Genomic DNA, 26920 nt, shown 5'->3' with positions numbered 1-26920 from the left:
TAAAAAAAGAAGCTTAACGTGAGCTTCTTTTCCTGAACTATTTAACTTTGTTGACTTTTTCAGAAATTTCTTTTTCACTCCGCGCTTCTTGTGGAAGAATGAGGTTTAATGCAATTCCCAAAACAGCCGCAACTGCTAATCCAGAGAACTGGTATTGTCCTAATTTCAAGTAGGCATTCCCAATTCCGATAACCAAAATTGCTGAAGCGATCATTAGGTTCCGCTTTTTATTAAAGTCAATCTGGTCTTCAATCATTACTCGTAAACCACTAGATGCGATCACCCCAAAAAGAAGGAAAGAAATCCCACCAATAACTGGCATTGGAATTGTTTCAATTAACGCACTTAACTTGCCAATAAAACTAAAGAAGATTGCAAACGCTGCAGCACCAGCAATAACATAGACAGATTGAACCTTAGTAATAGCAATAACACCAATATTTTCACCGTAACTAGTAACTGGAGGGCCACCAACGAATCCAGCGATAATTGATGCGGTCCCATCCCCTGCTAAGGTGTGGTTTAATCCCGGATCCTTAAAGAAATTTCGCTCGGTCAATTCGTTTAATACCATAATATGACCTAAGTGTTCAGTCATCGTTACAAAGGCGATCGGTGCCATACTTAAAATTGCTCCCCAGTAAAATTGTGGGTGGTAGTTAATAAACGGAATTTGGAACGCAGGTAGACTAAACCAGTGAGCTTTCTCTACCGGTGTAAAATCAACGATCCCAAATAAGCAAGCAACAATGTAGCCAAAAACAATCCCCATCAAAATTGGGATCAGTCCCATGAACCCTTTAAAGTACATATTAAAAGCAATTGTCAGTAGCATCGTGATCATTGCAACTGCAAAGAATTTAAGATCATACTTTCCCGTTACTGAATTAATGGTGGCATCCTTGGCCGCTGTGCTAGCCAATGAAAGTCCAATAACAACAACCACAGGGCCAACGATAATTGGTGGCAAGATCTTATCAATCCAATCCGAGCCAATTAAACTAACAACTACTGAAACAATCAGGTAAACACACCCAACGGCAATTGTCCCCTGTGCAATCCCCGGATAACCAGTTGACTTCATTAATGCCATCATGGGGACAACAAACGAGAAACTTGAACCCATATATGCTGGGATCTTATGTTTTGTAATTAACAGGTACATTAACGTACCAACACCGGAACTAAAAAGTGCAATCCCTGGATTCAACCCAACAAGAATTGGTACCAGAACAGTAGAACCAAACATGGAAAACATGTGTTGGAGTGAAAGTCCAATCCATTGACCTGTTTTTGGCTTTTCATTAACGTCTAACACGACATCGTCACGATGAGCCATGAATATTTCCCTCCCTAAAAAATAAAGCAGCTTTGAGTGAGGCCTCAAAGCTGCTTTAGTAAATATTCTCCTACAAGCATGTAGTGTCATTTCACCGCACCTTTGAGGCCTCACAGGACCTCGTTTAAAGGTTTTAATTTCAAAGTGTATCTTACTTCGTTTCTACTGGTTTGTCAATGACCCGATTTCGTCGTTTAACCATTACTAATGAAGTAATTGGAACAGTCAGGAGGACACCGAGAAATGAAATCAAAATTTCAATTAGCTCAGCAACAAAAATCTTATTGTTGAAAATCATTCCAAATGAATAGTGTAATCCGGCAAACCAAATAAAGAGAGAAAGGAAACCACCAAAGAAGCCGAAAAATAAAGTATTCAGAGTAGTTCCGATAATCTGCCGACCAATTTCCATTCCCCCCTCAACTAATCGGGAATTGCTGATTTGAGGATGAGTTTCCAGGATTTCCGTTAACCCTGCGGATATTGCCATTGCTGCTTCAGCAATGGCTCCTAATGTACTAATAACAATTGCGGTAACCGAAACCTTTAAATAACTAATTCCAATTAGGATCGACATTCCCTCAAGGTCATCACTATCCTCAGTACCAAATCCTTGAACCATTGCCCAATGGCTGACAAACAGAATAAGTAAAATCAGAATTGCTAAAACAATCAATGAAGCATAAAAAGCCGTCACTGTTGTTCGTAGGTCATCTTCCCCCATAAAAATTGTGATTGCTAAAATCGTAATTCCGGTAGTCGCAACAACAAACATTGGCGGAACATGAAATTCAATCAGGACAATGGCGAAAAACAAAAAGCCAAAATTCAATAATAAACTAAGAAAGGATCGCCATCCTTGCTTACCGCCAACAAGAATCATCAAACATAGTAATACTATTCCTAATGCATAAATCGCGCTCATTATCGGTTCCTCCTTCCTAATAGTAATGCACCAAGGAGACTAACTACCGGAACTGCTAGCACAATTCCAATTCCGCTAATTAAACTTTGCACCATCCCCAAGCTCATGTTCATGCTAAATGTATACCCCCATGAATTACCATTTTTTAGGTAAAGTAAGCTGTTTGTAAAGGTATCTGCCATAAAGATCAAAAAAAGGACATTTACTAACGGCCCCATGATCGATTTACCGATACTCCTCCCAGACATAAACAACTGTAGCCGTGTGACAGTTGGATCAATTCGTTTCAATTCAAATAGCGTTGCTACAATATCACTTGATTCATCCATAACCGCACCTAATGACCCCAGTAAAATTTCCGCAATGAATAACGGTCGCGGTACTTGAGTCAAATACTGCATAGATTCATAATAAACCCCTCGATTATGGGTAAGGTGAAGGACCAGAACTCCAATTAAAATTGCCACTGCTGTTCCAATAACCGTTGCGCCTAATGTGGCGAGCATTTTTTTAGTCGGCCCAAGAACAAGTAAAAGACTAATAACGGTAAAAATTAAAGCTAACGTTGAAAAAATCAGCAGGACATGGTTCCCCTGGTTATGAAGGTCTAGTGAAACCGCCAGCAAGAATAAAATAGTATTAATTACTACACTAATAAGTGCAAACGTCCCTGCTCTCCCCATTGTTAGCAGTAAAACTGTAATAACAAGCCAGCTTAAAAAGACAATCACTGTGTCTCGCTTTGGCCCTGCTGGATTAGCTGATAATTTCCCATGGTTGGTTTTTAATTGAGAAAGAAATAACTGATCACCTACCTTATACTGCTGATCCATTGGTTGCGAATCACTAAATGTGTTTTGAACCTTAACTTTATCCCCACGTCTTTTTCCGTTCATCAGGATTGTTGTAAGCTCCTGATTAGTCTGGTGATCAACGTTTTTAAACTGGTCTTCAGTTCGTTGAGGCTTTTCATTAGTTACTTGCACAACCCGAGCAATTGGTTGCCGATAAAGGCGCTGGTTATGAGTAACAAAAAGCATTGCTACAATTCCGCAAATAATCATCCCAATTAATAAGTATGTTCTCTGGCGTGACCACTGAATTGTCACGATTTTCACTTCCCTTTTTTACAATCACCCAATATTTTACTATTCATTTAAAACAAAAAAAGAGCTGATAAAAATCTTATCTTTATCGTAAGCTCTTCACTATTAATTATTCGCTTTTAGCCAATTTTCAACTAAGTCGTGAACTTGATTGGCAGTTTCACACTTTGTTACTGCTTCATGATATAACTGCTGACATTCTTTAATGTTGAGATTTCTCATCATTGACCGGGTCCGTAAGATTGATGTTGCACTCATCGAATACTCATCTAATCCCATCCCCATTAGAAGTGGCAAAGCAAGCCGATCACCAGCCATTTCCCCACACATTGCCACCGTTGTGTTGTGCTGGTGACCTGATTTGATAATGTGATCAATTAATTTTAAAAATGGTGGGTTCAACGGCTGGTAGAGATAGGAAACAGATGCATTCCCCCGATCCGCCGCAAAGCAATATTGAATTAAATCATTCGTCCCAATGCTAAAGAAGTCAACCTCCTTGGCTAATCGCTCTGCATATAGTGCAGCCAGTGGAACCTCAATCATGATCCCTAGTTTAATATTTTCGCCAATTCGTGGATCATCTCGACGAAGTTTCTCGCGTTCTTCATAGTAAATCTTTTTGGCTGACCGAAGCTCTTCTAAAGTCGTAATCATTGGAAACATGATATTGATTTGACCAAACTGTGAAGCCCGAATCAGTGCCCGTAACTGAGTACGAAACATTGATGGACGATCCAGCGAAATCCGAATTGCACGATAGCCTAAAAACGGGTTTAATTCATGAGGGAGCGGCATGAAAGTTAGCGGCTTATCTCCGCCAATGTCCAGTGTTCTCACTACTAGCGTCTTCCCCTTGAGGCTTTCAACCGCATCCTGATATGCTCGAAACTGCTCCTCCTCAGTTGGTAAGTGTTCACTCTTCATGTAAAGAAATTCAGTCCGGAAAAGGCCAATTTCATCTGCACCATTATTAACGGCTGCCGGAATATCATTCGATGAACCAATATTAGCAGAAATAGTTAATTGTTGACCATCCTTCGTAACCGAAGGACTATTAACCAACTTCGCCCACTGAAGTTTTTCTGCTGCATACTGACTTGCTAGTTGTTGATAATGCTCTACCTGTTGGGCAGTAGGTTCGACAATTGCCGCCCCTGAAAAGCCATCAACAATCATCCGTTCACCATTTTTTACTTGGTGAGCAATCTTTTTGCAACCCACAATTGCCGGGATTTGCAATGAACGAGCCATTATTGCAGCATGACTTGTTCGACCACCAACCTCAGTGACAATTCCCTTAACATACTTAGCATTCATTTGGGAAGTATCCGATGGTCCAATCATATGGGCAACCACGATTACCGGATGATCAAGCGTTTGCAGGTTAGGAAGCTGTTTTCCTTCAAGTTTTGCCAATACCTGATCCCGAATACTAGCAAAGTCCGTTGCCCGTTCCTGCATGTACTTATTTCCCGTCATTGATTCAAATTCGTGAATAACCCGCGTGATTACTTCTTCAAAAGCTGTTTCCGCGTTAATCCGTTGACTACGAATCCGGGTAACAACCTGATTAAACATTTCTGGATCATCTAAGATTTCAATATGAACATCAAAAATCGCGAGCTCATCTTTTGATAACTTTTTTGTAGCTGCTTTTTTTATCGCCCTAAGATCATTACTAATCGCAAGCAAGGCGTTTTTAAAACGCTGAATTTCTGCAAACGGATCACTAATCCGTCGCTTTTCAAAACTCAGATCAGGTTTATCTACAATGTATGCTGGTGCAATTCCGATACCATTACTAGCCGCTGTTCCTGTCATTTTTAAAGTCATTTCTATCTGCTTACCCTCTTTAAAGAAACCGGTTTACATCTATTATAGGAGAATCTTTTCTTAATGACCAGTTCAATAAATACCCATTTAGAATTTAAAGAAGAGACAAAAAAAGACCGAGAAAAAACTATTTTGCTTTTTCTCGATCTCTTTCCATAATCGGTATTTTTTAACTTACCGAGTCTAATCAAAGTTACTTTGTACCAAAGAGACGGTCACCAGCATCACCTAATCCCGGAACAATGTAACCATCCTTATTTAAGTGATCATCAAGCCCAGCAGCGTAGATATCTACGTCTGGGTAAGCTTCACGAACAGCCTTAACCCCTTCTGGAGCAGCAACTAAACATGCAAACTTCATGTTCTTTTCAGAACAACCGCGCTTCTTCAATGCTTCAATTGCCATCATTGCTGAACCACCAGTTGCTAACATTGGATCAACAATGAATAATTGCCGTTCAGTAATGTCATTTGGTAACTTTACAAAGTATTCATGTGGCTTTAGCGTTTCTTCATCACGGTACATCCCGATAAAGCCAATCTTGGCAGCTGGAATCAAATCAGTCATTCCATCAACCATTCCTAGGCCAGCACGAAGAATTGGGATAATTGCTACTTTCTTCCCCGCTAATTCCTTCTTAGTTGTCTTGGCAATTGGTGTTTCAACTTCAACATCCTTCAATGGCATATCACGAGCAACTTCATATGCCATCAATGTCGAAATTTCCTTTACCGTTTCCCGGAAAAACTTTGTCCCAACGTTCTTATCCCGAATCATTGTCAATTTGTGTTGGATCAATGGGTGATCCATCACTTCAAATTTACCCATGCCTAATACACTCCTTTGAATTTCTTCCCTATTTTACCAAAAAAAATGCCTATTTGATAAACAAATAGGTAATTTTTTTATTTTGTTGCAAAATGTTCGCCACCAGCTGACTTATTCAACCGGTTCATGTATGCCCGACCAAGATCCTTTGCCGGGAATGCTTGGGTAACAATTGCCTTAACATTCGGTTGATCATCAAACTGACGTAAACCATCAAATAAACGAGCACTTGCATCAGCAACATTCTTCCCTAACGAAAATTGAATTGCATTCATTGGTAGAGTCGACTGTTGCAAGATTTTTTCTTCTGCCATCATTCCAACATCAAATGGCTGTTGCTTAATCCAATCAACAACCTGTTTCCAGTCGGTTCCCTCATCAACAATGTAAACCTGAGCGTTAGGAGCATAGTGCTTATACTTCATTCCCGGCGCCTTAGGGGTTTCATTTTTACCAACATGGTGATGATTCAAGTCAATCGAACCAATTACTTCTTCAATTTGGTGCTTCGTTACTGCCCCAGGACGTAAAATAACGGGCTGATCAGTTGACATATCAAGGACCGTTGATTCAACCCCCACTCGAGTAGGACCATTATCAATTATTCCCGCAATTTTCCCGTGAAGGTCATGATAAACGTGCTGGGCAGTTGTTGGACTAGGTTTCCCAGAAGTATTGGCTGATGGACCAACGATCGGTACTCCGGCTTCTTTAATTAAATCAAGTGTTGGTTGACAATCAGGAAAACGGAAAGCTACCGTTGAAAGGCCCCCAGTAACGGTCTTTGAAAGAACCCCCTTCTTAATATTTAGGATAATTGTAAGCGAGCCTGGCCAAAATTCCTTCATTAACTTTCGGGCGTTATCTGGAATCTCACTTGCATATTTCTCTACCATCTCAATTGAGGCAACGTGAACAATTAGCGGGTTATCACTTGGACGTCCCTTTGCCAAATAGACATTTTTTACTGCCGCTTCGTTAGTCGCATCTGCTCCTAGCCCATAAACAGTTTCGGTAGGAAATGCAACTAATTTGCCATCTTGAATGGCTTTCGCCGCTTGATTAATTTCATCTAAATGAAAAATCCCCGTATCCATTCTTTCTAATTTCCTCCTACGTTTGAAAAATCCCATACGTGTATCATCCTCATCTTCCCAGCAACGTCATGCCGTGGTTCAATTTGGGCAGTGCTATCTACCCGATGCAATAATTCTTGAATTGCTTGTTCCTGATCAAAACCAGTTTCACCAAATAACTGCCCTTGCGAAGTCAAATGACTAGCAATCGTTGCAAATAAACGATGATAAAATCCTAGCCCATTCTCATCGGCAAAGAGTGCTAATTTAGGTTCATATTTCAAAACTGACCTATCCATCAGCGCAGTAGCATCATGAGAAATATATGGTGGATTAGTAACAATCAAATCATACTTTTCATTAACCAGGTTAGCAAAAAGGTCGCTTTGCACCAGCCTTAAATTAAGGTTAAACCGCTGCATGTTTTTTTGTGCGACCATCAAAGCCGCGGGTGAGACATCACTTAATGTAACATCCCATTGCGGACGCTCCAGAGCCAAGGTAATTCCGATTACCCCGCTCCCGGTTCCTAAATCAAGAACTTTTAACGGGGCAGAAGAATTTTCCTTCAAGACCCAATCAACTAGCTCTGCAGTCTCGGCTTCTGGAATCAGGACATCATGATTAATAATGAATGTTCTTCCGTAAAACGGAGCACTTCCAACAATATACTGAGCAGGCTCATCATTTAGCAAGCGCCTAACTGCCCCCTGAAACCATTGCCATTCATCATCTGGCATCAATTCGCGATTATGAACCAGTAGGTGGGTATCATCCCAACCGTGACGCTCTTTTAAAAGAAATCGAGGTGAGCCGGGATCAATATTTTGTCCACTTAATTGTTCCTTTGCCCAGCGTTGTGCAGCGAAATAAGTTTGATTATTCATTCCGTAATTGTTCCAATTTCTTCGTTTGGTCAGCAACAATTAATGCCTCGATAATCTCGTCAAGATCACCTGACATAATTTTATCAAGCTTATTGAGGGTTAAACCGATTCGGTGATCCGTAACCCGGTTTTGAGGATAATTATACGTCCGAATTCGTTCAGAACGATCACCCGTTCCAATCGCATCTTTTCGCTTGGCATCGTATGCGCTTTGCTCTTTTTGTTGGTAGTAGTCATAAACCCGGGATTTCAAAATCCGCATGGCCTTGGCCCGGTTTTGTTGCTGTGACCGCTCATCCTGCATGGCAACAACAATTCCCGTCGGCAAGTGAGTCATCCGCACTGCTGATGAAGTTTTGTTAACGTGTTGACCACCAGCACCACTTGAACGGTAAACATCAACCCGAATATCTTTTGGATCAATATCAACGTCAACATCCTCTGCTTCTGGCATTACCCCAACAGTAGCGGTAGAAGTATGTACCCGTCCAGCAGATTCGGTAACTGGCACCCGTTGAACCCGGTGAGCCCCGTTTTCAAATTTTAGTTTTGAGTAAACCTTATCACCGGTAATCATCAAAGCAATTTCCTTAAAGCCACCGACTTCCGTTTCACTCTTATCAACGACTTCGACCTTCCATCCCTGGTTTTCAGCATAGTGAAGGTACATGTTGTAAAGGTCAGCCGCAAATAGGCTCGCTTCATCCCCACCAGCGGCACCACGGATTTCCATAATAATGTTTTTATCATCATTTGGATCTTTTGGAATTAAAAGGATTTCCAATTCTTTTTCTAATTTAGCTTGTTGATCCTTAGCGCTACTTAATTCATCTTTTGTTAATTCAGTTAGATCAGGATCATCGCTCTCCCGTAACAATTCCTCATCATCGCTAATTGTCTGCGTCACCTTTTTATACTCATTATACTTTTCAACAGTTTCTCGTAGACTCCCCTCTTCTTTAGAAAGTTTCATAAACCGTTGTGAATCAGCAATCACTTCAGGATCACTAATCAGCTCATTTAATTCGTCATATCGGTCAGCTACAGCTTGCAGCTTATCGAAAATTTCAGCCATTTCCATAGGTTACTTTTCTCCTTTTTCCTGTATTTTTGGATGGAAATAATGGTAACGACAAACTGGATAATACGACTCATTACCACCAATTTGAACCTGCTCACCTTCATAAACTGGTTGTCCATTATGAACCCGTAAATTCATCGTTGCCTTTTTCCCGCAGAACCAACAAATTGTCTTCATTTCTTCAATTTTGTCGGCATAGATTAGTAAGTACTTTGACCCCTCGAATAATTCGTTTTTAAAGTCATTCTTTAGGCCAAACGTCATTACCGGAATGTGAAGCTCATCAACAATCTTGATTAGTTGAAGAACATGTCTCTTCTTTAAGAATTGTGCCTCATCAATCAAAACGCAATATATTTTTTCATTCATTTGACGAACATAGTCATAAATATCCGTGTCCGCCATTACAGGTTGAACTTTACGTGAAAGACCAATTCGACTTGCAATTACACCTCTTCCGGAACGGTCATCAACCCCGCTGGTTAGCAAGACTACTTTTTTACCTTGCTCCTCATAATTATGAGCAACCTTCAGGATATCAATAGACTTTCCAGAATTCATTGCGCCATACTTAAAAAATAGTTGCGCCACAATTCGCACTCCTTTTATACACATAGATAAATCTATTATATCTGAAAGCATTTTTCATTTAAATACTTAGCTAGTGAGTAATGGTTTCTTAATATTAATCCGAAACACTTTTCTTTTAATCAATTAAAGATTAAAATTAGTCGTAATCTAATTTCGGTGAAAGGATTTTTAATACATGTCATTACGCAGTTCATTTGCTGAAGCAGCTGGTCGGTCAAGCTACTGGTTTCTCCACACCTTCATGAATGGCGGGAGTTCATTACCCGGGAAATTAACATTAAAGCTTGACCCTAATATTCTGCAAGCATTCAGTAAAAAGTATGATTTAGTAATTGTCACTGGTACTAACGGCAAGACCTTAACAACTTCTTTAAGTGTTAGGGTTCTCCGCGAAAAATACGACCAAGTATTGACCAACCCAACCGGTTCAAACATGGAACAAGGAATCGTTACTACTTTCATTACGGCACCACGGCCAAAGAAAAAAGGGTTGGCAGTACTTGAAGTTGATGAGGCAAACGTGGTAAAGGTCACTAAGTATATCACACCAATTGCTTTTATCTTCACTAATATTTTCCGTGATCAAATGGATCGATATGGGGAAATCTACACCACATACCAAAAAATTCTTAACGGGGTTAAATTAGCTCCAAAGGCAACAATTATTGCTAACGGTGACGAACAGTTGTTTAATTCTCACGATTTACCTAATCCCATTATTTACTATGGGTTTAATCACGAGCAACGGGAACCATTCGATGCGCCAGCTAACACGGACGGCCTTCTTTGTCCTAAGTGTCAGCACATCCTAAAATATCGAATGCGAACTTATGCTAATCTTGGTGATTATTTCTGTCCTCATTGTGGATTTAAACGGCCAAAGCTGACTTATGCTGTCACAAAAATTGATCAACTGACGCCAACTAGCTCAACCTTTGAACTTGATGGTGAAAAATACAAAATCGGTATCGGCGGTCTCTATAATATCTATAATGCCTTAGCAGCCTATGCGTTAGGAAGATTTCTCGGGGTTAGCCAAGCCCAAATTAAAGATGCCTTTGAATCTGATGAACGGGTCTTCGGTCGTCAAGAAGTCATTAATGTAGATGGTAAAGAAGTTACGTTAATTTTGGTTAAAAATCCGGTTGGGTTAAACCAGGTCCTTGATATGATTGAAACTGATCCCCAGCCCTTTAGCTTTGCTTTTCTTTTAAATGCTAACTATGCTGACGGGATTGATACTAGTTGGATCTGGGATGGTAACTTTGAAAAGCTGGTTCAGCATAATATTCCTCAATATATGACCGGTGGTGAACGTTATAAAGATATCACTACCCGACTTACAATGGCCGGCGTCGACAGCATGTGGCACGAGCCTGATTTAACTCACGTAATTGCTAAAATTAAAGAAATGCCGACAAAGCATGTCTATATCCTAGCTACCTACACTGCAGTTCTGCAATTACGAAAACAACTGGCAGAAAAGGGCTACATTAAGGGAGGAATGGATTAATGGCAAAATATCATCTTAATCTTGCACACCTGTACGGAAATCTACTAAACACTTATAGCGATGTCGGTAATATTATTGCTTTACAGTACTATGCTAAACAGATGGATGCTGACATTACGGTTCAAGTGATCAGTATTGGTCAGGAATTTGATCCAGCAAAGTTTGACCTGGCCCTTTTTGGTGGCGGTCAAGACTATGAACAATTCGTTGTTTCAAAGGATCTGCCAAATAAGAAGACTGGGATTAAACAATTTATTGATGATCAAAAACCATTACTTGCAATCTGTGGTGGCTACCAATTACTTGGTCAATATTATATTGGCGCTAACGGAGAAAAAATTCCGGGATTAAATATTCTCCCTCACTATACTCTCAGTCAGGATCACAACCGTTTTATCGGTAACATCACTATTAAGAACGAACAAACGGGTGACGAATACCACGGCTTTGAAAATCATAACGGGATGACCTTCTTAGGCGATGGCGAACGACCACTCGGCAAAGTAATCTCTGGTCACGGAAATAATGGTCAAGACAAAACTGAAGGAGCAATTTACAAAGAAGTTTATTGTTCATACTTCCACGGGCCAATTCTTACCCGGAATGGCGAAATTGCCAAGCATCTTTTGTTAGCTGCCCTTCACAAAAAATACCCAAATGAGGACTTTAGTAACCAAGAACAGTTAATAATTAAACCAACATTTTAGCTAATAAAAACAGGTCCTGAGAATGAATGTAAGCATTCTCAGGACCTGTTTTCATTAAAAGTTAATTCCTCCACGAAGGATCATTATTAGAGCTAGAATTCCCGCTAAGCCGATTACTAACGCAATTGCTTTTTCATATTTTCTCATTTTTGGTTTTGCAGCTAAATAAACTGGAATACCTAATGAAAAAATAATTGCACTTGCAAAGGCATATTCAATCCCAGTAGCAAATAATGTATAAATCGCATAGGCAGACGCGATTAACGCAACGATCTTAAACCCAAAACCATATGATTCCTTAAAGGCTAGTTTGAGTCCATACAAAGACGATAATAAATATGCTACTAAGGTCGTTGTTGTCGCCAACGTATAAGCAATTGTATAAGCAGTTTGTAACTGTGGCAATAGAAGGACCATTAGGAGTACCTGCATAATTAACGTATAGATAATTAATGCAAATCCCGGAACATTATGCCGGTTGACTAACTTAAATGGTTTGGGCATTGCATGATCCATGCTCGTAACGTAAGCAATTTCAGGACCAATCATAAACCAACTCAACAATGCTCCTAACAACGAAATTAGTAATCCGACTTTAATAATTAATGCACCCCCAACTACCGATGACGCTTTTACTAAGCACAGTTGCCAGTGGCACAGAGGAAGTACTTAATTCGGGTGCCGAAACAATCCCCATTGGTAAAAGCGAAACTAAAACATACAAGCTCCAAACGATGACAAAGCTAATCACCGTTGCCAAACCAACTTCTGAATGTTTCTTTGCTCGGCGTGACATTGAAACTGCTGCTTCAATCCCCACAAAGCACCAAACAATCGTACTCATTGATTGACCAATTTGCTGAGAAAGATTAACGGTTTTCCCAGTTGATACCAATTGCTGTGTCCAATGCGGAACGCTAAAGATGTGTGGCTGGAATAGCGTAATTCCGATAATAATTACTAAAATCAGTGGTAAGACTTTAGCAATCGTAATAACTGAATTAAGAATACTAACTTCGCGAACACCATGCCACACGATTAGCGTGTATCCCCATAAAATAATGGAACCACCAATAAAACATCCAAAAGGCGATAACTGATGTGGCAACATACTATTTAGGGTCTTAAAGAAGAGAGAAATAAAGGCAATATTGCCAAAAATTGCTCCTAACCAATAACCCCAAAACGAATTAAAACCAACATAATTACCAAATCCTTCTTTTGCATAGGTATAGATTCCACCATTAAGATCTGGTTTGATAATTGCTAGCTTATAGAAAACAAGCGCTAGCATTAAAATTCCGAACCCGCCAATTATCCAAGCAATTAACGCTGCTAATGGATTAGCCTTTAAAATAAGGTCGGTGGGACTATTAAAAATTCCACCGCCGATTATTGTTCCAACAATTAAGGTGATTAAGAGGAATAGATTTAATTTCTTTTCCTTCACCTTAATCACCTCACTTGTTTTTTATTCAATTATTATATCACATTAACCCACAGTGATTGTACCATTAGCAACAAGCCAAATAGCAACAACACTAAGTACAAGAATTAATACCATAACCCACTTTTCAGCAGCGCTCATCTTGTGGTCATTTTCGCGGCAGGCAAGGTAATAGATGATAAATCCAGGGATGAAACTGATGGAAACAAGTAATACTTCTTGCCAACCAGCCAAGAACATGCATGCGAACATGAATGCAGCTGAAAGCAAACCAATGGTGAATTGACCCCATTCTTTATGTTCCGAACTGTACTTCATTTGGTAAAGACCAACGAATAAGTATGAGAACAAGATAGCAGCAGAACAAAGTGAGTAAGCAAATTCATATGCCTTATCAGTGAAAAGCAATGAGAAGAGGAAGATGGTTTGCAATACAGCAGTAATCATCAAGGAAGCAGTAGGTGCGTTCTTTGAGTTAACCTTTCCCCAAACCTTAGGCATTGCCTTATCTTCAGCAACCAGCATTGTAGTTTCAGCTGGCAGCATCGTCCATGATAACCATGAAACAATGGTTGAAATAATCAAACCAACGTTAATCAGAATTGAGCCCCAAGTACCAACAGTTACTTGAAGAACGTGACCAATAGCAGGTTGACCCATTGAAGCCAATTGTGCACGGTCTAATACACCATATGGCAAAATTGAAATCAAAACATAGATTACAACCAAGAGAACAAAAGCAGTAATTGATGCTTGCTGAGCAGCAGAACGTGACTTAGCACGGTGGGCCATAACAGAGGCACCTTCAACACCGATAAATACCCAAATCAGAGTCATCAATGTTCCTTGCATTTGTGCCCAAACAGAACCAGTAGTGGTTCCCTTTGAAGCATTGCTAGCAACACGACCCCAGAAATCTGCGGTAAACATTCCGGCCTTAAAGCAAACAACCATGATAATAATGAAGATAACAAGTGGTAAGACCTTGCAGATTGTCCCAATCATGTTTACGAAGGACGCACTTTCCACACCATTGTTAACAAGGATTGTCAAAAGCCAGCAGAAAACAATTGCAACAATAATTGATGGTAGGTTTTGACCACCCTTAAAGGTTGGGAAGAAAGTACCAATTGAACTCATCAACATTGTCGCGAAGGCAATGTTACCAAGCCATGCAGATAACCAGTATGACCAACCGGAAATAAATTCACCCATTGGTCCGAAACCGGCACCAGCATATGAGAAGATCCCAGCAGTTAAGTCAGGACGCTTTTCAGATAAGTTGTTCAATGAGAGAACAAGCATTAAGAATCCGATACCAACGAAGACCCATGCTAACAGAGCAGGACCTGGCGCAGCGGCAGCAGCAACATCACTGGTAATCCCAAAGATACCAGTACCAATACAGGAACTAACAATAAGGGCAATTAATTCGCCTTTACCGATCCCTTTCTTTTCATTTTCCATCTTTACACCCCTTTTAGTCTAAATGTGAGCTAATGTGCTTCATTATTAAATTGTAAATTACACGCGCATCGTTACTATTTTTACTAATAATAATTAACGTATCATTCCCCGCAATTGTGCCAACAACTTCAGGAATATCCAGCTCATCAAACATCCCACCGAGGATCGTTGCGTAACTAGAATTCAAGGCCGTTTTTACAACATTAATAAATTGCACGGTTTCAATTGTGCGAACATTCTCACGAATTCCCGTATACAATCTACTGAAATCATGCTCCGGCGCTAATTGTAGTTGGACATAGTAGGTATGGCCTTCACCATCATTAGCCTTAACAATATTGAGCGCATGAATATCACGAGAAATCGTCGCTTGGGTGGTTTCGATCCCCTGTTGGGTTAATAAATCCAACAATTCATCCTGGGTTTCGATTTTGTGATCACTAACTAACTGTTCGATCACCTTTCGTCGCGCCTTACGATTCATTCACGTTCACCCCTAATCACAATTTAACAAATTAATTATACAACAATGTTATTTCAGTACAATAAAAGCAGCAAGAAACACTACAACTGAACCAGGATTCAGCTTCCAAGTGCATTTGCTGCTTTCAAACTAACTAGTTTTTAAGATCTTCACGTACAATTGGGCAGGACATGCAACGTGGACCACCACGACCACGAGACAATTCACTTGAACGAACCTCATGAACGAGAATTCCGTGCTTCCGCAGCAAATCATTAGATACATAGTTACGGTCGTAAGTAACAACCTCACCTGGTGCAATTGTTAACGTGTTAGAACCATCGTTCCATTGTTCACGTGGAGCAACGATTGGATCACCATTACCAGTAGGGATCAAGTCAATTTCAGGCTTGTCCAATACTTCTTCAAGAACCTTTTGAAGGTCTGTCCGGTGTTGAATTTCAACTTCGCCATCCTTACCTGGGTGGAGAATGTAAGTATCAATCTTACCACCATCCAAGATTTGCGGATGAACAGTAAATTGATCGTAATTAATCATTGTGAAGGCCGTGTCAAGGTGCATCATAGCATGGTTATGTGGAATGTGGATAGCAACAACAGTGTCGTAGTTAGAATCCTTGAATAAGTTCCGTGCGATGTCCATGATTGCATCTGCTGAAGTACGTTGAGAAATACCAATAGCAAATACGTGGTCGGAAAGAACTAATTCATCCCCACCTTCGATCCGAGTGTCATGGTAACGGTCACGCCATACATGAACACCCTTGTTAGCGAACCGAGGGTTGTGCTTAATAATATATTCAGTGAATAGTGATTCACGTTGACGAGCCTTAAATGTCATGTGGTTAATGGTAATACCATCACCAATTGAGGCTTGTGGGTCACGAGTGAAGTATGCGTTTGGCATTGGATCCATGAAGAATGGGTAATCTGCATCTTCAGCCATTTCAGCAAGTGAAACGAACTTGGTGTGGATTTCATCCTTCCGTACCCCAGCAATAATCTTATCAACCATTGCTTGGGTATCCATGCTAAGTAAGTATTCCTTCAAAGCGTCATGAACAGCACCAGCAGCGTGGCCAGATTCTGCTAACATTTTTTCAAGGAATTCATTCTTTACTTGATCATCTGCTAAAGCTTCAGCTGCCAACTTAGCGAAGTAAAGTACTTCGATTCCTTGGTCCTTTAAAGTCTTAGCAAAGTAATCATGTTCTTCTTGTGCGATTGGCAGGTATGGAATATCATCAACGAGCATCCGGTGAAGAATGTCAGGGTAGACATTTTCAATTTCATGACCAGGTCGATGAAGCATAACTGTCTTAAGCTTACCAATTTCAGATGTTACGTGAATTGGGCTTTGCATATACACTCACTCCTTTTGTGTGCTTTCATTTGATTACGTGTATATAATAACTAGTTTTGAAACCGTTGTCAAATCCCATTTTGACGCAGATTTGTGTAATTTTATCCTTGAATGAATTTTGGCAAAAATTATACATTTTTATATGCAATCAAGACCAAAAAAATGCATAATCCGTCCATCTGTTTTGTATAAAGTTGAATAATAATTTCACAAAGTTTTTTTAGTAATTAATTACGCGTTTTCTTTTTCGTGGAGATAAGTAGCATAAAGTCGGTCACGGGCCTGCAGGTAAGCCTCATTTTTGGCAGTAGGATGAACTCGATTTGTCAAAACTATCATCCCTTGGTCTTCTTCTCGGTCAAGGATTAACCACGTTCCCGTAAAGCCGGTATGGCTAATGATGAGATGACGATCATTAACTGCGTGAAGAAGTTTCCACCCTAACGAACGACTATGCTCTCCCGGAATTAATGTCTGGTCCTTAAATAGCTGGTCAACCATCCAATTGTCTAACAGGCCATTAAGGTTAGTTTCAATCAGTGCGTGACTATAAAGCAACAAGTCATCTAACGTTGAAAACATTCCGGCACACCCACACTCGGATCCTAGAACATACGCCTTCGGATCATGAGCAGTTCCACGAATTAACCCCCGTTCTTTCTGCACTTCAGTCGGAACACTATTTATCGCAAATGGTTTGAACGTTGTTTCCTTCATGTTCAGCGAATCTAACACCTGCTTTTGAATCAACGACTGAATTGACTGTCCATAGATTTTTTCTGCAATCCAACCAAGATAAAGGAAATTAACATCAGCATACCTGATTTGACGATTGAGACTAGAATCAACATGTTGTTGTGTTAAGTATGCCTGCTTGAGCTCTCCTGCTGTTAATTCATCACGGTGCGGAATATATCCACAAATTCCTGAAGTATGTGTTAAAAGATTCTGAATGGTCGGTCGAGAGTCCTTGAACTCTGGTAAATACTTTTGCACTGGATCAGTTAGCTTAAGTTTCCCCGCTTGAACTGCAATTGCAATTACCGGAACAGTACCAATTACCTTTGTTAGTGAAGCTAAGTCATACTGCATTCTTGCTTTTAATGGTTCTCTTTTTGGCTGTATTTCTGCATAACCCTTTACTTCTCGATACTCTGTTCCGTGATCAAAAAGCGCATAGCTTATTCCCGGAACAATTCCCCGTTCAACCAACTCATTCAATCCAGCAATTGTTTCTCGATATTGATTTTTCATTCCTCTTTTCCCCCATTCATTCCATTCAGTCCACACTATTGTAGCGCAAATAAAAAAGCCGGGAAATTCTCCCAGCTTTATTCAAATAATTCAATCTTTCATTAAAGGTTATTACCAACAAACTGACTATTATAAAGGTCAGCATAAAAGCCATTTTTCTTCATCAGTGACTTATGATTTCCCGTTTCAAGAATATGACCATGATTCAACACAATAATTTTATCCGCATTCCGAATTGTTGACAACCGGTGGGCAACAACAAAGCTTGTTCTTCCCCGTTGTAATTCATTCATTGCCCTTTGAATTAGTTCTTCTGTCCGCGTATCAACAGAACTTGTCGCTTCATCCAGGATTAATACCTCTGGATTTGCTAAGAATGCCCGGGCAATCGTTAATAGTTGACGCTGTCCCTGTGAAATATTTGATGCTGACTCATCCAATATGGTGTCATAACCGTCTGGAAGTTCGCGAATAAAGTTATCTGCATGTGCTAGTCGAGCCGCTTGGTAAACTTCATCATCACTTGCATCGTTTCGTCCATATTTAATGTTATCAAAAATTGTCCCAGTAAATAACCAGGTATCTTGAAGAACCATTGCAAGACGACTTCGCAGTTCATCACGCGACATCGACTTGGTATTTTGCCCATCAAGATAAATCTTGCCGCCCTTAACCTCATAGAACCGTTCTAAGAGATTAATAATGGTAGTTTTTCCTGCACCAGTTGGCCCGACAATCGCTACCATTTCGTTTGGCATCGCTTTAAGGTTAAAGTTTTCAATTAATGGCTCGTCATTATAGCTGAAATCAACATTAGCAAACTCAATCTTTGGTAATGGTTTCTCCTCAACTAATGTTGGATCCGCGTCTGAAGAAACCATCTCTGGCGCATCAAGCACCTCAAAGATCCGTTCTGCGGAAGCAATTGTTTGCTGAATTGTACTACTCAAGTTAGCGATTTGGGTAATCGGTTGAGAAAACTGGTTCGTATATTGAAGAAAAGCTTGAACATTACCTAATGTGATCTGCCCATGAATTACCTCAATTGCTCCTACTACCGCAACCATTAAGTAGCCAAGGTTCCGAACAAAATTCATTAACGGAAAGATCAAAATAGAGAAAAATTGGGCTTTCCAGGCAGCCTGATAATAGCGGTGGTTTTTCTCTGCGAATGTTTTCTCTTCATCTTTTTCCTTATTAAAAGTCTTAACAATCGTGTGTCCGGCGTAGGTTTCTTCAACTTGACCGTTAATTTTACCAAGTTCTGCCTGTTGATTACTAAAGAGTCGTTGGGCAGTCGGTGCTACAAAAGCAACAATTAACGCACTCAGCGGTAACGTAATCAGCGCCACTAATGTTAGCTTCCAGCTAATTGTAATCATTAACGCTAAAACCCCGACAAAGGTAATAACGCTCGTAACAATCTGAATTAAACTTTGCTGAAGAGTTCCCGCAATATTATCCATATCGTTAACCATCCGGCTCATAATATCACCATTACTATGGGTATCATAAAATTTAACCGGAACCCGTTGCATCTTCTCCTTTAAATCACCACGAAGATTAAAAACAACCTTCTGGGAAATTCTGGTCATAATAATCTGCTGAGCAAAACTAAATAATCCCGAGAAGACATACAGCAGGATTACAGTTAAACCGATCTGAAAGATCCGGTGAAAGTCAATTGGCAGGCTAGTAAGGTGGACTCCTTGCTTCATTTCTGCATAGCCACGCATTACCCCATCATAAATAATGGTGGTTGCTTCCCCAAGAATTTTTGGTGCCAAGATTGATAGAACAACGGAGATGATCGCTAATATTATTGAAATAATTACGCCAAACCGCCACGGCTTAAGGTAAGCAAATAGTCGCTTCGTCGTTGGCCAAAAGTGTTGAGCCTTTTTCACTCGTCCACGTGGTCCGTTATGCATTCTGGTCATCCCCCTTTGCTATTTGTGAATAAACAATTTCTTGATATACCGAATTATTCTTCATTAATTGCTCGTGAGTTCCCTGACCAACCACTTTACCATCATCTAAAACAATAATTAGGTCAGCATTAGCCACGGTCGAAACCCGCTGAGCCACAATTACACTAACAGCATTTTGTAATTGTGGATCTTGCTTAAGAGCTTGTCGTAATTCGGCATCTGTTTTGAAATCAAGAGCGGAAAATGAATCATCAAAAATGTAAATTGAAGCTGGCTTAATAATCGTCCGGGCGATTGCTAATCGTTGACGCTGACCACCAGAAAAGTTACTTCCCGACTGCTCAACCTTAGCATCTAAGCCACCAGCTTCCTTAACAAAGTCAGCTGCCTTAGCAATTCGTAGTGCCGACCACATTTCATCTTCCGTCGCATTCGGGTTCCCAAATTGAAGATTTGAACGAATCGTCCCGGTAAAGAGAACTGCCTTTTGCTGGGTAATTGAAATGACCGAGTGTAGTTCCTGTTGGCTTAATTTACCAATTGAGGTACCGTTAACCTTGATTTCACCACTCTCAATATTAAAAAGCCGTGGAATTAAATTAACAAGGGTCGACTTCCCTGAACCAGTTCCACCGATAATCGCTAATGTCTGTCCAGCCGTTACTTTAAAATTAAGGTTTTCCAACGCTAAACGTTCAGCGCCCGTATACCGAAAATTAACGTGATCAAAACTTAATGAAGCTGGAGTCTCTTCTGCAAGGTGTTCCCGATCTGCTACAGGAAGATCTTTAACGCTTGGTTGATGTTCAAGAACAGCATTAACCCGCGCTGCTGAAGCAGATGCCCGGGGGACAAAAACGAAGACCATTGATAACATCATAAAACTAATCATGATCTGTGTAGCGTAGGTCATAAATGCAATCAGGTTCCCGACTTGCATTGTCATATTTGCGATTAGGTGACTCCCTAAAAGAATAATTCCAACATTCGTCAAGCTTAGGATTAGGGTCATTACGGGGAACAAGAATGAAACTAATGTGTATGCTTTAATTGCAGTATCTGTATAATCAGCATTAGCCTCTTTGAACCGTTTTTGTTCACGCTGATCCTGACGGAATGCCCGAATTACCCGCACTCCGGTCAGTCCTTCCCGAAAAATCAAGTTAATTCGGTCAGTTTTAAACTGAATGCTTTTAAACAGAGGAACCGCAAAGTACATTACAACGCCAACAACAATTGCCAAAATCGGTAAACTAATTAAAAATACCTTAGTCAGTCGTGGCTCACGAATATAGGCTAAGACACAAGCGGCCACCAGCATAATCGGTGATTGCAGCATCATTCGCAAGACCTGCATCATAACATTTTGAATTTGCACAATATCGTTAGTGGACCGGGTAATTAACGACGAGTCGCCAAACTTACTCATATCACGACTAGAAAACTTCATCACATGACTAAACACTTGTTTACGAAGCTTTTCACCAACCTGCATTGATTGAGTAGCCGCAAAATAAACATTCCCCGCTGCTGCAACGACACCAATTCCAGCAACAATTAGCATTAACCCGCCAGCATGCCAAATATAACCTAAATTTTGCTTTACAATCCCATTGTTTACTAGATCAGATGTGATTGTTGGCAAGTATAAGTCACAGGCAACTTGGACTAATAAGAACAGTACAGCCAAGGTCGTTGCCCATTTAGCAAGGTTATCTCTAGCAATTTTGATCAAAGCGTTCACCTTTCCTTTCTTTTGGTAAACGATCACCGTAATAACGGTGAAGGTTCTTTTCCATCATATTGACTACTTTAACAAAACGCACTAGATCTTCCTGCTTGATTCCTTCTAAAAGGTGACTACCAAATTCATGCCGCTCTTCTACAATTTTTTGGTAAGCTTTTCGTCCCTTCGTCGTCAACCGGACGTGAATTACTCGACGATCATTTGCAAGGCGCTCCCGCTTTATAAGGTTATCTCGCTCTAAACGTTCAAGCACTTCCGTTAAAGAGCCCGGCTTGATATTTGCCATATCCGCTAATTCTCGTTGCGATAACGGTTGATCCCGCATTGCCAAGATATGAATTATTCGGCCCCTCCCAAGGTACATTCCCGAATGCTTAACGTTTCTTTTGGAGAGATTATGCATTTGTCTGATTAAACTAAACAACTGAGGAAATACTTCATCATCGGTGATCATTCTTCCATCTCCCATCATTAGGTACATAATTGTTAGGTACATAACTATTACATAATAACCACGTTTTCTGTAAAAAGCAATGATCATGAATAAATTTTAAAAATAAAGACTCAGGTCTCACCTAAAGTGAAATACCTGAGTCCTTAGTAACTTTAACGAAAAACAAAATTATTGGTTATCAATTGTCGGATTTGTATTAATAGTTGGCTGATTGCTAATGGTACTACCGCCACCAGTATGACCACCACCATTATAGGAGTGGGATGGTGTATAGCCGCTACCACCTGTATTACCACGGTAACTACTACCACCGCCATTGTAAGATGTTCCAGAGTTATTATTTCCACCAGCATTATTATTCCCACTGTTGTTGGAATTACTGCTTGAAGAATGGGATGAGCTATGACTAGAAGATGAGCTGCTAGAAGTGCTAGAACTACTTGCAACGGATGAGGATGAAGAAGATGATGAATCATTCTTTTGTTCCTTAATTGTAATGGTCTTCTTAACCTTCTTATCACCACGAGTTGCGATAATATCGTACTTAGCGGCATATTCAAAGTCATACTTAATCGTTACAGGGCCATCACTCTTTTCCGCCTTGAAGGTCTTGTAAACTTTACCAGTATCATGACCAACGATTTTCACCTTTGTATTTGGTGAGACAATAATTTTCATTGGTGCTACACCATCACTATTCAACCGTGCCTTCTTCTTGTCGAAGTTAATATATACTTGGTCAGCTTCCTCATCATTATCATTGGTAATTGCCTTAGTTTCTGTTATATCAGAATCCGCCTTTGAGTGGTGATCTGCATAAACAGTTCCACCAATACTACCAATAATAATAAACAACAATAGCCAGTTAACAAATGCTCGGCCGCGGCTAACAAAGTTATTACCTTGGCGCATTCGTCTAACTTGCCCAACATACTGGATAATTAACAGAATTAGTGCAATTACCCCAACAATTATAAGTACATTTTTTAAATTCATAATCTAAACACCATTTATTTTTGCAAATTTAAAAATAACACTATCTTAGTGTAACACGTTTCACTACTATTCTTAATCATTTTCATTAAAATAATCGTTAAATTCAAAAAGCGCTAAAAGAAGTAGTTAGCCTGCCTCCCTTGCGCTTTCTTGTGGTTAAATATTATTTACCTATACTACATAGTTGAAAATAAAAAATCACCCGCACGGGGATCGAACCCGTAACTCCGCCTTGAGAGGGCGACGTCTTAACCAATTTGACCAGCGGGCAATAAACAATACAAGAGAAGTATACAGATTTTCTCATATATTGTCAAACATTAATTAACTTAATTTACTATCTGGATCAATCAGAATTGATTCAGATAGTAATACATCGTTATACAATTGAAAAACATACTCGCGCATATTTTCGCGTTGGGAAACCATGTCTAAATAATCCCGCTCGGCCTTAAACGCCCACCGAAGTGCTCGCTGTTCCAGTTCTCGCTCCTCAGCTGAAAATTCAGGCGATTTACTGAAGCGGAACCATTGTTGCCAAAAATCTTTGAGCGAGTTATTAGATCTTTGATCCCGAAGATCGTAACACACACTTTCCCTAACCCGGTCAGGAAGATAAATATTTTGAACAGCCTTTAATCCTTCTTCCACCATTGCTTGTTTTAGACTGCTCATTCGTTGAATAGTCTCTTTCTCAGAAATATCATGCTTCAGGATAAACGGAAAAACTATGGTAGGAACTACCATACTTAAGATCACAACCAATGCCTCAATCAAAATAATGTTGCGAAATTGAGTTGCTGTTACATTATTGGCAACGGTAAATACTAATGCAAGAGTAATCGCACCACGTACACCACCGAGGGAGAAGATCCAACTGCCACGATTTCCCATCTTATATCCACGACCAAAAAGATAGCGAATGATGATATTGATAAGGTAAAGAATGATCCCGATGCCAATCCAATTAAATCCCGCGTCTTGGTTGATGATATCATCCCTAATAACTCTTATTATGAGAACACCCAAAATAACAAAAACAAAGTTATTTAACAGTTCATTTAAAAGATTAATCAAAACCTCACCAGTATGAAATTGTCGAGGATACACAAAACGGCTACTTGCACTTTCACTATTTTGCATTAATCCCGCACAGACTATAGCAATAATTCCGGAAACATGTAATTCTTCAGCAATAAAGTAAATCACAAATGGCGTAATAATGAACAAAATATTCTGTGCATTAGAAATCAAAACATTAAACCGGTATAGACTCCGGCGAAAGCTAATCATAATCAAAGCAAAAATAACGCCTACAATGATCCCGCCAATTGCTGAAAAGAGAAAGCCGCTAATTGTTCGTTGATAGTCAAAATTACCCTGTTCAACCCACAAGGCGGTAGCACTCGTTAAAATAATTCCGCTTGCATCATTGAAAAGCGATTCCATTTTTAGGAATGATTTTTGAATTGGTGGGACAATCAACCCTTCCGACACTGCTTCAGTTGCTGTTGCATCCGTAGGGGTACTTAACGCTGCCACCAAAAAGGCAAGCGCCACCGGAACACCAACTAAACTTAACGTTGTTCCTGACACAACCATCATAATTACAACCAAAATAACGGCTGTCCAAACAATTTTCCAAACTGACTGTCGAATCAAGTTAATCCTCGTTGTTTGCCCCTCAAAATAAATTAGCGGTGCAACCACGTACATAAATACTTCAGAATGGAAAGGCGCAATTAGCCGATTCAATGGCACAATTAATGCAATTCCTACTCCAATTATCATGCTGACATAGTTAATTGATATTCGCGGGACGAGCGCATGAATGATACTAGCTACGATCGCTGCCCCAGTAATCACAATCGTGGAAATGAATAATGCCATAATCTCCTTTGCACCATCCCTAAATTATTCAAACGATAGCTCTAATAAATAAACCCTCATCTTCTTGACGTGAGCAGTTGTTACCCAAACATCATGATAGTTTTTTTCTTTTTGATGCGTCTTAACAAAAAAACTTTCTAGCAAATCACCATTTTTAGCCACAAAGTCATTTGATAGCCGATTTACCATTAGGCGATCATCCGGAAAATAGAAAGAAGCATCCGCAATTTTCAATGAGTCCTTAATAAAAACGGAAATTGTGTTGGTATATTGCACTTTTTCACTAACTATTAGTTCTGGATGATGCTTAATCTTGGTTAATACGTAATAAATTGAATCAGAATTACTTGCCATTTTATCTTCCCCTCAATGTCTAAAGGTATTTTACCAAGAAACAAATCACACATGAAATTTCAATAAAAAAAGGCTCCGAATAATACGGAACCCTAACTAATTGGGCATACTGGTCTCGAACCAGTAAATTATGGATTCAGAGTCCACTGCCTTACCAGTTTGGCGAATGCCCAATAAGATAACAATAATAATATACACGGTGAATTTTAATTAGTCAACCATTTTCTACGGATTCGTTTTAATCAAATTCACTAGTGACGATGTTTTTGTAACCAAATCCGCCACTTCGTTACCATATTAATCCACGGGTGCCTAGTACCATTATTCCAATAATCAACATCTGCTTTAATTTGTCGTTGTGACCACCACGGATAATCATGATGCATAAAGTTATAATCCTGCACATCAGACTGGCTTTCCCAGATAGCAGCCATTATAAACTGGCTTCGGGTCCGTTGTAGCTTAGGATCGACTTGATCTACCGCAGTAACATCCAGCACTTTAGCAGTTGCAATTGGCGGAATCACCCGATTTTCCTTAATATATGGGCCAACCGGAACGTTAATCAAAGCCCCCTTCATTACCTCTTGCCAATTCTCTCGTGTTTGATAACGATGCTCTAAGCCCGGCTCTACATCATTTGCTAATAGGTAATCTCTCTTTTCGCCCCAACTAAGTTCAACATGGAGTTTAAATCCTGCAACCATGATCGATTTCCCCCTCGCAACCTTATTATAAACTATTTTACCGCAAAACTTTTCCCAGTAGCGGCTTATATAGTTAAAAATCCATTCTAAATAATAGACAAGCTGTGAGAAGTTCATTAGAATGCACTTTATGGGGGGGCAATCCAATGAAGAAATATTCGAAATTCTTTCTCCCACTAATTTATAGCTTGATTTTTATCACTGCAATCTGGTCTTATCAAAATATTGAAATAGTAAACTCTAACGTTAATATTTTCATCCATGAAGTTCAGATTCACACCCAAAACGTTATTAACCAGGTTACGGGAAAAAAGAAACAAAAACCAAAATTAACAAAAGACAACTCGCAAAGAACAGAAAAGAAAACCACTTACTCGAAGCCTGTCGGTAAATGGCCAACAAATTCTGCCACTATTTTTATTAATATCAAAGATCCGGTTTTACGAAGTGCTGCTAAATCAGCAATCAAAGCATGGAACGATACTGGTTCCTTCACTTTTCACGTGGTTAAGAAGCAAAAAAATGCTAATATTCTTTTTACAACAATTGACGATGACAAGGATGGAGCAGCTGGTTTAACAGAAGCAAACATCAATTCTAGCAATGGCAACTTCATCTATGTGAGAGTTGAGCTTAACTCTGCATATCTACTAAATCCAGTCTATGGCTATTCACAACGACGCATTGTCAATACAGCCGAACATGAACTTGGTCATGCAATTGGTCTTCACCATACAGATGATATTTCAGTAATGCAGCCAAGCGGTTCTAATTACCCAATTCAATCAACAGATATTCAAAACGTTAAGCTCCTCTATTCAAAGAAAAATGCCTCATCAACCGCACCTCAAGCTCAAACTAATAATAACTAGATTCCTTCTTAAAATTTAAAATCCGCCAACTGATTCATGGTAAAATGACATCGTGTGTATTTTT

Annotated in this window: 25 protein-coding genes and 2 tRNA genes; 3 read left to right on the top strand and 24 right to left on the bottom strand. The window is 39.8% G+C overall.

Annotation, left to right across the window (positions count from 1 at the left end):
• Window positions 1-37: 37 nt before the first annotated feature.
• From HUK49_RS00460 to HUK49_RS00420, 9 genes are all read right to left on the bottom strand, one after another.
• A complete protein-coding gene (locus tag HUK49_RS00460) occupies window positions 38-1339 on the bottom strand; it encodes a solute carrier family 23 protein (RefSeq protein WP_102168059.1) in 1302 nt (433 codons plus the stop codon).
• A gap of 151 nt (window positions 1340-1490) precedes the next feature.
• Window positions 1491-2264: a YibE/F family protein gene (locus HUK49_RS00455; RefSeq protein ID WP_102168058.1), complete on the bottom strand. Its 774-nt coding sequence runs from the start codon at window positions 2262-2264 to the stop codon at window positions 1491-1493.
• A complete protein-coding gene (locus HUK49_RS00450; protein WP_191912287.1) occupies window positions 2264-3376 on the bottom strand; it encodes a YibE/F family protein in 1113 nt (370 codons plus the stop codon). The genes HUK49_RS00455 and HUK49_RS00450 overlap by 1 nt, the downstream gene beginning before the upstream one ends.
• A 99-nt stretch (window positions 3377-3475) precedes the next feature.
• Complete coding sequence (gene ptsP / locus HUK49_RS00445; RefSeq protein ID WP_191912248.1) at window positions 3476-5206, bottom strand: phosphoenolpyruvate--protein phosphotransferase; 1731 nt, start codon at window positions 5204-5206, stop codon at window positions 3476-3478.
• A 193-nt stretch (window positions 5207-5399) separates the two neighbouring features.
• Window positions 5400-6035, bottom strand: coding sequence for a uracil phosphoribosyltransferase (upp, locus tag HUK49_RS00440; RefSeq protein ID WP_102168056.1), 636 nt, complete (start codon window positions 6033-6035; stop codon window positions 5400-5402).
• Between the two features lie 77 nt (window positions 6036-6112).
• Complete coding sequence (locus HUK49_RS00435; protein WP_191912247.1) at window positions 6113-7132, bottom strand: L-threonylcarbamoyladenylate synthase; 1020 nt, start codon at window positions 7130-7132, stop codon at window positions 6113-6115.
• Window positions 7133-7137: 5 nt separating this feature from the next.
• On the bottom strand, window positions 7138-7998 hold the full coding sequence (gene prmC / locus HUK49_RS00430; protein WP_102168054.1) for a peptide chain release factor N(5)-glutamine methyltransferase: 861 nt from the start codon (window positions 7996-7998) through the stop codon (window positions 7138-7140).
• Window positions 7991-9073, bottom strand: a complete 1083-nt coding sequence (gene prfA / locus HUK49_RS00425; protein WP_178696161.1) for a peptide chain release factor 1 — start codon at window positions 9071-9073, stop codon at window positions 7991-7993. Before prfA ends, prmC begins: the two co-directional genes overlap by 8 nt.
• Window positions 9074-9082: 9 nt before the next feature.
• Window positions 9083-9670, bottom strand: coding sequence for a thymidine kinase (locus HUK49_RS00420; protein WP_191912246.1), 588 nt, complete (start codon window positions 9668-9670; stop codon window positions 9083-9085).
• Between the two features lie 175 nt (window positions 9671-9845).
• On the opposite strand from HUK49_RS00420, the gene HUK49_RS00415 reads away from it, so the two are divergent.
• Window positions 9846-11183, top strand: coding sequence for a Mur ligase family protein (locus HUK49_RS00415; protein ID WP_102168052.1), 1338 nt, complete (start codon window positions 9846-9848; stop codon window positions 11181-11183).
• Complete coding sequence (locus tag HUK49_RS00410) at window positions 11183-11890, top strand: type 1 glutamine amidotransferase (RefSeq protein ID WP_102168051.1); 708 nt, start codon at window positions 11183-11185, stop codon at window positions 11888-11890. Before HUK49_RS00415 ends, HUK49_RS00410 begins: the two co-directional genes overlap by 1 nt.
• Before the next feature lie 54 nt (window positions 11891-11944).
• Here HUK49_RS00410 and HUK49_RS11435 read toward each other — a convergent pair whose 3' ends face one another.
• The 15 genes from HUK49_RS11435 to HUK49_RS00340 all read right to left on the bottom strand — a co-directional run bounded on the left by HUK49_RS11435 (window position 11945) and on the right by HUK49_RS00340 (window position 25984).
• Complete coding sequence (locus tag HUK49_RS11435) at window positions 11945-12466, bottom strand: amino acid permease (RefSeq protein ID WP_268890018.1); 522 nt, start codon at window positions 12464-12466, stop codon at window positions 11945-11947.
• 19 nt (window positions 12467-12485) lie between these two features.
• The gene (locus HUK49_RS11430; RefSeq protein WP_328797243.1) at window positions 12486-13340 is read right to left on the bottom strand and encodes an amino acid permease; all 855 of its coding nucleotides are present in this window, start codon (window positions 13338-13340) and stop codon (window positions 12486-12488) included.
• Window positions 13341-13382: 42 nt separating this feature from the next.
• Window positions 13383-14804 (bottom strand): basic amino acid/polyamine antiporter, encoded by a 1422-nt coding sequence (locus HUK49_RS00400; RefSeq protein ID WP_191912245.1) that lies wholly within the window; start codon window positions 14802-14804, stop codon window positions 13383-13385.
• Between the two features lie 13 nt (window positions 14805-14817).
• Window positions 14818-15288, bottom strand: a complete 471-nt coding sequence (locus HUK49_RS00395) for an arginine repressor (RefSeq protein WP_191912244.1) — start codon at window positions 15286-15288, stop codon at window positions 14818-14820.
• 133 nt (window positions 15289-15421) lie between these two features.
• On the bottom strand, window positions 15422-16651 hold the full coding sequence (gene arcA / locus HUK49_RS00390) for an arginine deiminase (RefSeq protein ID WP_191912243.1): 1230 nt from the start codon (window positions 16649-16651) through the stop codon (window positions 15422-15424).
• Between the two features lie 231 nt (window positions 16652-16882).
• On the bottom strand, window positions 16883-17905 hold the full coding sequence (locus tag HUK49_RS00385) for a serine hydrolase domain-containing protein (RefSeq protein WP_191912242.1): 1023 nt from the start codon (window positions 17903-17905) through the stop codon (window positions 16883-16885).
• Window positions 17906-18006: 101 nt separating this feature from the next.
• Window positions 18007-19836, bottom strand: coding sequence for an ABC transporter ATP-binding protein (locus HUK49_RS00380; RefSeq protein ID WP_102168045.1), 1830 nt, complete (start codon window positions 19834-19836; stop codon window positions 18007-18009).
• A complete protein-coding gene (locus HUK49_RS00375; RefSeq protein WP_191912241.1) occupies window positions 19829-21571 on the bottom strand; it encodes an ABC transporter ATP-binding protein in 1743 nt (580 codons plus the stop codon). The genes HUK49_RS00380 and HUK49_RS00375 overlap by 8 nt, the downstream gene beginning before the upstream one ends.
• Entirely contained in the window at window positions 21555-22037 is a 483-nt protein-coding gene (locus tag HUK49_RS00370) for a MarR family winged helix-turn-helix transcriptional regulator (RefSeq protein WP_191912240.1), read from the bottom strand. The genes HUK49_RS00375 and HUK49_RS00370 overlap by 17 nt, the downstream gene beginning before the upstream one ends.
• Window positions 22038-22205: 168 nt before the next feature.
• A complete protein-coding gene (locus HUK49_RS00365) occupies window positions 22206-23033 on the bottom strand; it encodes a hypothetical protein (protein ID WP_191912239.1) in 828 nt (275 codons plus the stop codon).
• Between the two features lie 198 nt (window positions 23034-23231).
• A tRNA-Glu gene (locus HUK49_RS00360) sits at window positions 23232-23304 on the bottom strand.
• A 53-nt stretch (window positions 23305-23357) separates the two neighbouring features.
• Window positions 23358-24923 (bottom strand): cation:proton antiporter, encoded by a 1566-nt coding sequence (locus tag HUK49_RS00355; RefSeq protein WP_191912238.1) that lies wholly within the window; start codon window positions 24921-24923, stop codon window positions 23358-23360.
• A gap of 24 nt (window positions 24924-24947) precedes the next feature.
• Complete coding sequence (locus HUK49_RS00350) at window positions 24948-25277, bottom strand: hypothetical protein (protein WP_102168041.1); 330 nt, start codon at window positions 25275-25277, stop codon at window positions 24948-24950.
• A gap of 100 nt (window positions 25278-25377) precedes the next feature.
• Window positions 25378-25450 (bottom strand) — tRNA-Gln (locus HUK49_RS00345).
• A gap of 78 nt (window positions 25451-25528) precedes the next feature.
• A complete protein-coding gene (locus HUK49_RS00340; protein WP_102168040.1) occupies window positions 25529-25984 on the bottom strand; it encodes a DUF7679 family protein in 456 nt (151 codons plus the stop codon).
• A 146-nt stretch (window positions 25985-26130) separates the two neighbouring features.
• Here HUK49_RS00340 and HUK49_RS00335 point away from each other — a divergent pair, with 146 nt between their 5' ends.
• Window positions 26131-26856 carry a M57 family metalloprotease gene (locus HUK49_RS00335; protein WP_206705565.1) on the top strand — a complete coding sequence of 242 codons (726 nt, stop codon included), beginning with the start codon at window positions 26131-26133 and terminating at the stop codon, window positions 26854-26856.
• Window positions 26857-26920 lie beyond the last annotated feature (64 nt).

This window comes from Limosilactobacillus portuensis, from assembly GCF_014838735.1.
Classification (GTDB): Bacteria; Bacillota; Bacilli; order Lactobacillales; family Lactobacillaceae; genus Limosilactobacillus; species Limosilactobacillus portuensis.
This window is presented reverse-complemented; position numbering and strand designations above follow the sequence as displayed.